This is a genomic window from Methylobacterium trifolii, assembly GCF_022179685.1.
Classification (GTDB): domain Bacteria; phylum Pseudomonadota; class Alphaproteobacteria; order Rhizobiales; family Beijerinckiaceae; genus Methylobacterium; species Methylobacterium trifolii.
On sequence record NZ_BPRB01000224.1, the window covers coordinates 1 to 7,558 of the forward strand.

General features: G+C 72.2%; 9 protein-coding genes. 4 read left to right on the forward strand and 5 right to left on the reverse strand.

Annotation, left to right across the window (positions count from 1 at the left end):
• Positions 1-120: 120 nt before the first annotated feature.
• A complete protein-coding gene (locus COGEMETH_RS18655; RefSeq protein WP_238184107.1) occupies positions 121-1,152 on the reverse strand; it encodes a WcbI family polysaccharide biosynthesis putative acetyltransferase in 1,032 nt (343 codons plus the stop codon).
• 74 nt (positions 1,153-1,226) lie between these two features.
• Here COGEMETH_RS18655 and COGEMETH_RS18660 point away from each other — a divergent pair, with 74 nt between their 5' ends.
• Entirely contained in the window at positions 1,227-2,294 is a 1,068-nt protein-coding gene (locus tag COGEMETH_RS18660; RefSeq protein ID WP_238184108.1) for a GSCFA domain-containing protein, read from the forward strand.
• 19 nt (positions 2,295-2,313) lie between these two features.
• Here COGEMETH_RS18660 and hemC read toward each other — a convergent pair whose 3' ends face one another.
• Positions 2,314-3,237: a hydroxymethylbilane synthase gene (gene hemC, locus COGEMETH_RS18665; protein ID WP_238184109.1), complete on the reverse strand. Its 924-nt coding sequence runs from the start codon at positions 3,235-3,237 to the stop codon at positions 2,314-2,316.
• 287 nt (positions 3,238-3,524) lie between these two features.
• Here hemC and ykgO point away from each other — a divergent pair, with 287 nt between their 5' ends.
• The 3 genes from ykgO (at position 3,525) to COGEMETH_RS18680 (ending at position 5,388) form a co-directional block, all read left to right on the forward strand.
• Positions 3,525-3,650 (forward strand): type B 50S ribosomal protein L36, encoded by a 126-nt coding sequence (gene ykgO / locus COGEMETH_RS18670; RefSeq protein WP_003601867.1) that lies wholly within the window; start codon positions 3,525-3,527, stop codon positions 3,648-3,650.
• Positions 3,651-3,790: 140 nt separating this feature from the next.
• The gene (locus tag COGEMETH_RS18675) at positions 3,791-4,396 is read left to right on the forward strand and encodes a tetratricopeptide repeat protein (protein ID WP_373875394.1); all 606 of its coding nucleotides are present in this window, start codon (positions 3,791-3,793) and stop codon (positions 4,394-4,396) included.
• 2 nt (positions 4,397-4,398) lie between these two features.
• Positions 4,399-5,388: an alpha/beta fold hydrolase gene (locus tag COGEMETH_RS18680; RefSeq protein WP_373875393.1), complete on the forward strand. Its 990-nt coding sequence runs from the start codon at positions 4,399-4,401 to the stop codon at positions 5,386-5,388.
• A 4-nt stretch (positions 5,389-5,392) separates the two neighbouring features.
• On the opposite strand, the gene pyk is transcribed toward COGEMETH_RS18680, so the two are convergent.
• The 3 genes from pyk to COGEMETH_RS25660 all read right to left on the reverse strand — a co-directional run.
• Positions 5,393-6,829 (reverse strand): pyruvate kinase, encoded by a 1,437-nt coding sequence (gene pyk / locus COGEMETH_RS18685; RefSeq protein ID WP_238184112.1) that lies wholly within the window; start codon positions 6,827-6,829, stop codon positions 5,393-5,395.
• A 158-nt stretch (positions 6,830-6,987) separates the two neighbouring features.
• Positions 6,988-7,473, reverse strand: a complete 486-nt coding sequence (locus COGEMETH_RS18690) for a DUF1036 domain-containing protein (protein WP_238184113.1) — start codon at positions 7,471-7,473, stop codon at positions 6,988-6,990.
• The coding region (locus tag COGEMETH_RS25660; RefSeq protein WP_283215027.1) for an MOFRL family protein at positions 7,439-7,558 on the reverse strand (120 nt) is incomplete at its 5' end. The genes COGEMETH_RS25660 and COGEMETH_RS18690, both read right to left, overlap by 35 nt.

Consider the following 7,558-nt stretch of genomic DNA (forward strand, 5'->3'; position numbering starts at 1 on the left):
CGACACCCTGGAAGAAGACCTTCCGGGTGTCGGCAAGGGGTCGATAGCGGCCGGGACCAATTGTTAGACTTGGGCCACTAGACGCCGCCAAGGAGGCTTCGCCCTCAGGCGCCCTTGGCCTCACGCACTCTTGGCAGCCAAAAAAATCTCGGCGATCCACGGCGCGCCGGCCCAGGTGTCGATGCGCGCGCAGGCCAGCGCCCCCGGCTCGCTCGCGTCGTAGAGGGCAAAGCTCGCGGCCAGGAAGCCGTGCAGGTCGTAGAGCCGCGGGAAGGCGTCGCCGGCGGGCTTCTCCTTGAACAGGTAGGAGCCGGTCAGGCCGTAGGCCTCGGCGATCGGCGGATAGACCGGCCAGACCACGTCGCGGGCGAGTTCGTCGCCGAGATAGTCCTCGATCTCCACGGACTGGGGGGCGAAGCCGCTCTCGATCAGCAGCCGCCGGGCGATGTCGGCGACGACGAAGGCCTTCGGGTGGTTGATCACGTGCATGAAGGCGCCGCGGCGGCTCCAGCGGGCGACCTCGCGCTCCAGCCCGAAGCCGATCGAGGCGCCGAGGCCGACGAGTTCCCGCACGGACGGGTCCCAGTGGTCGAGATAGCCCAGGCGGGCGAACACGTCGGCGCGGAACAGGCTGGCCGTCTGCGTCACGCTCAGCCCGAGGCGGTGGGCGCAGAGGGCGATGGCCGAGTGGTACTGGCCCAGCGGCGAGCGGGCGAGCTTCAGAGCCGCCAGGTCCTCGGTGCGGCCGGCATAGACCATGTCCGGGTGGAAGGCGGAGAACACCACCGTCGGGAACAGCTTCAGCCGGGCGTCGCGGGTGCGCAGCGTCGTGATGTCGCCGCCGGGGATCAGGCCTTGCGGAAAGGATTGCGAGAACACGTGGTCGTGGCCGGCCAGCAGACGGACGAGGCCGTCCATGTGGCCGTGGTCGCGCTTGAGGGTGCCCATGGGGACGAAGCGCACGGGGCTCTCGGGTGCGAACAGCCGCATCGCCTGCGCCACGCCGCGGGCCTGGCAGTTGCCGATGACCGCGATGGCCGGGCCGCCGCGCCCGGTCTCCTCGGGCGCCTTGGCGCGCCACGCTCTTGCCCAGGATGGCGCGGACAAGGAAAACGCGCTGCGGGCGCGCCGGGGCAGGTCGTGCAGGGCCAAGATGCGCGCCGGAATGTTCCGCAGGGCGGGGACGGTTGCGACGCCGTCCCGGAGGATCGGATCGGGGATCGGGAATGGCGTTGAATCCGTATACGGGTCTACCGGCCGAGCGATTCTGGCGCAAGGTCGTGACCAACGTGCCGCCCTTCGCCGTGAACCCGCGCCCGCGGGAGACCTTCGCCATCGGCCGGGCCGACAAGGTCGCCACCGGCGGCTCCTGCTTCGCCCAGCGGGTGGCCGAGGCCCTGCGCGAGGCCGGCTTCAACTACTACCTCACCGAGGAGGCGCCCCCCGGCGCCAGCCCGGCCGAGGCGCAGGCGCGCCAGTTCGGCACCTTCTCGGCCCGCTACGGCAACCTCTACTACACCCGCCAGTTCGTGCAGCTCTTCGACCGGGCCTACGGCCGGTTCGCGCCGGAGCTGACCGCGTGGCTGCGCGAGGACGGGCGCTACGTCGACCCGTTCCGCCCCACCGTCGAGCCCCTTGGCTTCTCCACCGAGGCGGAGGTGGTCGCCGCCCGCGACGTGCATCTGGCCGAGGTGCGCCGGCTGTTCGAGACGCTGGACGTGTTCGTGCTCACCCTCGGCCTGACCGAGGGCTGGCGCTGGCGGGGCGACGGCGCGGCGCTGCCGCTGGCGCCGGGGGTGGCCGGCGGCAGCTTCGATCCCGACCTCTACGAATGCGTCAACGCCGGCGCGGGCGAGGTCCTGGCGGACCTGCGCGGCTTCCTCGACCGGCTCTGGAGCGTCAACCCGGGAGCCCGCGTGATCTTCACGGTCTCGCCCGTGCCGATGATCGCCACCTACATGGACCGGCACGTGATGGAATCGAACAGCTACTCGAAATCCGTGCTGCGGGTGGCGGCCGGCGAGGTCTGCGCCTCGGGCGACCCGCGGGCGGTGTACTTCCCCGCCTACGACATCGTCACCAGCAACGTGAATGCCGGGCGCTACTACAACGAGGACCAACGCACCATCAACGACGCCGGCGTGCGCCACGTCATGCGCCTGTTCCTCGAAACCTTCGCGCAGGACCGGGCCGCCCCTGCCCCGGCCCGGCCCGCCACCGACATCTCCGCCGAGTTCGAGGGCACGGCCGGGGTGATCTGCGACGAGGAGGAGATCGAGCGCAGCGTGGCGTGAACTGGGCCGGCCGAACCCCCTACTGGAGATGCCGCGAATAAGTCTCGCCCGCTGCGGCCTTCATCTCGGCCCCGGCCTCGCGGCCGAGCCTGTCCGCATCCGCCACCGGGCCTGAGCGCGAGGCGCCCCAGTGGCGGCTGCCGTCCGGCAGGAACAGCAGGCCGTCGAGGCGCAGGGTCTCGCCCTCGATTTGGGCGAGCGCGGCGATCGGGGTGCGGCAGGAGCCGTCGAGTTCGGCGAGCAGCGCCCGCTCGGCGCCGACCGCGATGGTGGTGCGGGCGCAGGCGATGGGTGCGAGCAGGTCCAGGATCGCGTCGTCGCCCGCCCGGCACTCGATGCCGAGCGCCCCCTGCGCCACGGCGGGCAGCATCTCCTCGACGGAGAGCACGCTGCGGGCCATGCCCTCCAGGCCGAGGCGCTCCAGGCCGGCGATCGCCAGCAGGGTCGCGTCGCACTCCCCCGATTCGAGCTTGCGCATCCGGGTGTTGGCGTTGCCCCGCAGGGGCACGATGCGCAGGTCCGGCCGGCGCATCAGCACCTGGGCGGCCCGCCGCAGGGAGGAGGTGCCGACCCGCGCGCCGGCCGGCAGGTCGGCGAAACCGGACGCGTCCCGGGCGAGGAAGGCGTCGCGCGGGTCGTCCCGCGCCAGGATGCAGCCGATGACGAGGCCGTCCGGCAGCCAGGTCTCCACGTCCTTCATCGAGTGGACGGCGACGTCGACCTCGTCGGCGAACAGCGCCTGCTCCAGTTCCTTGGTGAACAGGCCCTTGCCGCCGATCTCGGAGAGCGGCCGGTCCAGGATCTTGTCGGCCACGGTGGTGACGACGACGAGCTCGGTCTCCAGGCCCGGATTGGCCGCCACGATCCTGTCGCGCACCATGCCGGTCTGCGCGAGGGCCATCGGGCTGCCGCGGGTTCCGATGCGGAGGGGGCGCTGGATCATGGGCGGGGACGCTGCTCTCTTCGGCCTGACCGTTCCTATCCAGTCGCCGGGCGCCTGTCACCGCGGCTTGCAGCCTTGGCCGTGAATGCCGGGATTGCGAGATGCGGCGCCGTTCGGCATCGTCCGCGGCGTGTGGCGCCGCCGACCTTGCCTCGCGCGTCCGAATCCTGATAAGGGGACCGCCTTTCCGCGATGCGAGACGCCATCGCCGGGCGCCCTCGCGGGTCACCCGCTCCCGACACCCGTGCAAGGACGGCCGGCCTCGAGCCGGGCCGCGTGACAGACCGATGAAGATTCGCAACTCGCTGAAGTCGCTCCGCGGCCGCCACCGCGACAACCAGCTCGTGCGCCGCAAGGGCCGTGTCTACGTCATCAACAAGACCCAGAAGCGCTTCAAGGCCCGCCAGGGCTGAGGCCTTCCCGGTGCCCGCCGGCGCGGGCGCCCGATCCGGGATCGACACAGCCGCTGCCCGCCGGCAGCGGCCGTCTCGTCATGTCCGCGGCACGGGAGCGCGTTGACGGGCCGGCGCAGGGGCCGCAAGCTCCGGCCATGATGCGTCCACTCTCCGCTCTCCTCGTTGCCGCCGCGCTGCTGGCCGGCGGCGCGCAGGCCGCCCCCCGCCTCGCGCCGGACCAGCGGCCCGGCGAGGCCAAGCCGGAACAGGCAAAACCGGCCCCGCCCGCGAGTCTGGACGACCTCTACGCCCGCCTTCGCGAATCGGACGACGACGCCGAGGCCAAGGGCATCGCCCGGCTGATCGAGCGCCGCCTCGACCGCTCCGGCAGCGCCACCGCCGACCTCCTCACCGACCGTGCCCGGCAGGCGATGACCGCCCAGGACTTCCCCCTGGCGGCCGAGCTGATGGACCGCGTCACCGCGATCGAGCCCGGCTGGTCCGAGGGCTGGAACCGGCGCGCCACGGTGTTCTGGCTGCTCTCCGACAAGGACGTCGCCGTCGGCGACCTGCAGCGGGCCCTGGTGCTGGAGCCGCGCCACTTCGAGGCCTGGGCCGCGCTGGGGCGGATCTACCAGTCCCTCGACGACAAGACCCGCGCCCTGAACGCCTTCCGGCGCGCGGCCGCCCTGTATCCGCGCATGGACAAGGTGAAGGAGGCGGTCGACCGCCTCACGCCCGAGGTCGACGGCCGCGACCTTTGAGGGTGCTGGCCTTCGGCCTCGGGCTGCTCGCGGCCCTGATCGGCGGCGCCCTCGCCCTCAGTGCGGCCGCGAGCCTGGCCATCACCGTCTGGGTCGGCGCGAAGCATCCGCCGGCCGGCCCCTTCGTCGCGGTGGACAAGGGGCGCTTGGCCACCATCCAGGCCGGGCCGGAGACCGGGGCGCGCGCCACGGTGGTCCTCCTGCACGGGGCCTCGGCCAACGCCGCCGACCCGATGGAGGGCGTCGGCCGGCTGCTGGCGGCGCGGGGCTTTCGCGTCATCGCCTTCGACCGGCCCGGCTTCGGCTGGAGCGACCGCCTGGACAGCGCCGCGGCGGCGTCCCCTGCCGTCCAAGGGGCGGCCATCGCGCAAGCCCTTGAACGGATGGGGGTCGGCCCGGCGATCGTGCTCGGCCATTCCTGGGCAGGCACCCTAGCCCTCAGCCTCGCCCTCGACCATCCGGAGCGGGTCGCCGGGCTCGCGCTGGTCTCGGCCGTGGCCATGCCCTTCAAGCAGGAGCGGCGGCTGCCCTGGTACTGGCGGATGGCGGTGGCGCCACCGGTGGCGTGGCTGCTGAGCCGGACGATCGGGCCGCCGCTCGCCCTGTACTACCTGAACGGTGCCGGACGCGGCGCCTTCCTGCCCCAGACCGAGACCGGCGGCTACGTGGAGCGTGCCCGCGCCGCCCTGGTGGTCCGTCCGGCGACCCTTCTTGCCAACGTCCAGGACCTGCTCGGCCTGCCCGCCGCGCTCGAACGTCAAAGCCCACGCTACGGCAGCATCCGAGTCCCGACGCTGGTCATCGCGGGCGACGCAGACCCGATCGTCAAGAGCGACCTCCAGTCCGGACCGCTCGCGGCAGCGATCCCCGGCGCGCGGCTCGTGCTCCTGCCCGGCATCGGCCACATGGTGCCCTGGGTCGCCACCGAGCGACTGGCGGACGAGGTCTCGCGCCTCGCGGACCGGATCGCGGAGGGCGCCCCTGCGCCCTGAGGGGTCAGGCCTTCTCGGCGTGCTCGCGGGTGATGAAGGCGATGCGCACGAGGTTGGTCGCCCCCGGCGTGCCGAAGGGGACGCCGGCCACCACGATGATCCGGTCGCCGAGCTTGGCGAAGTTCTCCCGCACCGCGAACTTGGCCGCGCGGAAGGCCATGTCGTCCACGTCGCTGGCGTCCTTGGTGACGATGGGGTGCGTGCCCCAGGCCATGGCCAGCCGCCGGGCCGTCTCGCGCTTGGGCGTGAGCGCGATCACGGTGGCGTTCGGCCGCTCGCGGGAGAGGCGGAGCGCCGTCGAGCCGGAATGGGTCCAGGCCATGATCGCGTCGAGGTCGAGGGCGTCCACCATCTGGTGGGCGGCGGCCGCGATGGCGTCGGCCGCGGTGTGGTCGGGGGTGGAGCGTTGCGCCGAGATGATCGACCAGTAGAGGGCGTCCCGCTCGACCTCCTCGGCGATGCGACTCATCATGGCGATCGCCTCCAGGGGAAACGCGCCGGACGCGCTCTCGGCCGAGAGCATCACCGCATCCGCGCCCTCGTAGACGGCGGTGGCCACGTCCGAGACCTCGGCGCGGGTCGGCACGGGGGCCGTGATCATCGATTCGAGCATTTGCGTGGCCACGACCACGGGCTTGCCCATGCGCCGTGCCCCGCGGGTGATGCGCTTCTGCACCCCCGGCACCTGCTCCAGGGGCATCTCGACGCCGAGGTCGCCGCGGGCGACCATCAGGCCGTCGGAGATCTCGATGATCTCGTCGAGGCGGGTCAGGGCTTGGGGCTTCTCGATCTTGGCCATCACCAGGGCGCGGCCGGCGCAGACCTTCTTGACCTCGGCAACGTCCTCGGGGCGCTGCACGAAGGAGACGGCGATCCAGTCGGCCCCGACGCTGAGGCCGGCCTCGAGGTCGGCGCGGTCCTTGTCGGTCATCGCCGGCAGCGGGATCACCGTGTGGGGCAGCGAGACGCCCTTGCGGTTCGAGATCCGGCCGCCGACCTCGACGCGGGTGACGGCGCGGGCCTCGCCGACCTCGGTGACGGTGAGCCGCAGCTTGCCGTCGTCCACGAGGATGGCGTGGCCGGGCTCCAGGGCCGCGAGGATCTCGGGATGCGGCAGGTGGCAGCGATGGGCGTCGCCCGGGCTCGGATCGCCGTCGAGGACGAAGCTCGCCCCGTTCGCGATCATCGCGCTGCCCTCCACGAAGGTGCCCAGCCGGAGCTTCGGCCCCTGGAGGTCCACGAGGATGCCGATCGGCCGCTTGGCCTCGCGCTCGACGGCGCGGATCACCTCGACCTTCTCGGCGAGCTTCTCGCGGGGCAGGTGGCTCATGTTGAGCCGGAACACGTCGGCGCCCGCATGGAAGAGCTTCGCGATCATCTCGGGGGAGTCGGAGGCCGGCCCGAGGGTGGCGACGATCTTCGTACGGCGGGAGCGTTTCAACCGGGCCTCCGGGGATTGGTCTTGAGGGCACGTGCCGGAAGGGTTTCGACCGGTGCGCAGGCGTGCGCCACAAGCACTCGCCCCACCGCCACGTCAAGGCGGGCACCCATCGCAGGGAGGCTCGGTGTCGAGAGGCGCGGAAAACGGCGGCGGCGCCCTCAGGGCTGGGGCGCCGCAGGCTGGTTGGGGTCGGTGAGCTGGATGGTCCAGCTCTTCTGCTCGCCCGTGTCGACCTCGAAGAAGCCGTTGCGGTCGTATCCGCGGGCCAGGCAATCCTCGACGCCCCGGATCGTGAACTCCGAGTCCCGCGTGCACATCAGCGAGCGCCCGCTCCACTCGCCGCCCCGCGTGTAGTCGACGGCGAAGACGTAGTAGAACCGCGCCGCCAGCGCCCCCTTCAGCAGGGTCTCGCAGGCCTTGGGCGTCAGGTCCCACCAGCCTTCCGTGACCCAGCCCTGGGGGTCCCGGTAGCCCAGCGCGATGCCGACCTTTCCGGCGGTGAGGTTGCACAAGCGCAGGTCCGCGCGCGCCGGCCCCGCGCCGAGGAGCGCGGCGCCGAGCACGGCGCAGCCCAGGAAACGTCGCAGCGTCGACGAGGTCACGAAGAAATCAGCCGACGAGGATGATGCGGCAGTCGTTGACATTGGTGCGGGTGGGGCCGGGCTGAACGAGGTCGCCGATCGCGTCGAAGAAGCGGGTCGAGTCGTTGTCGGCCAGCATCGCGGCCGG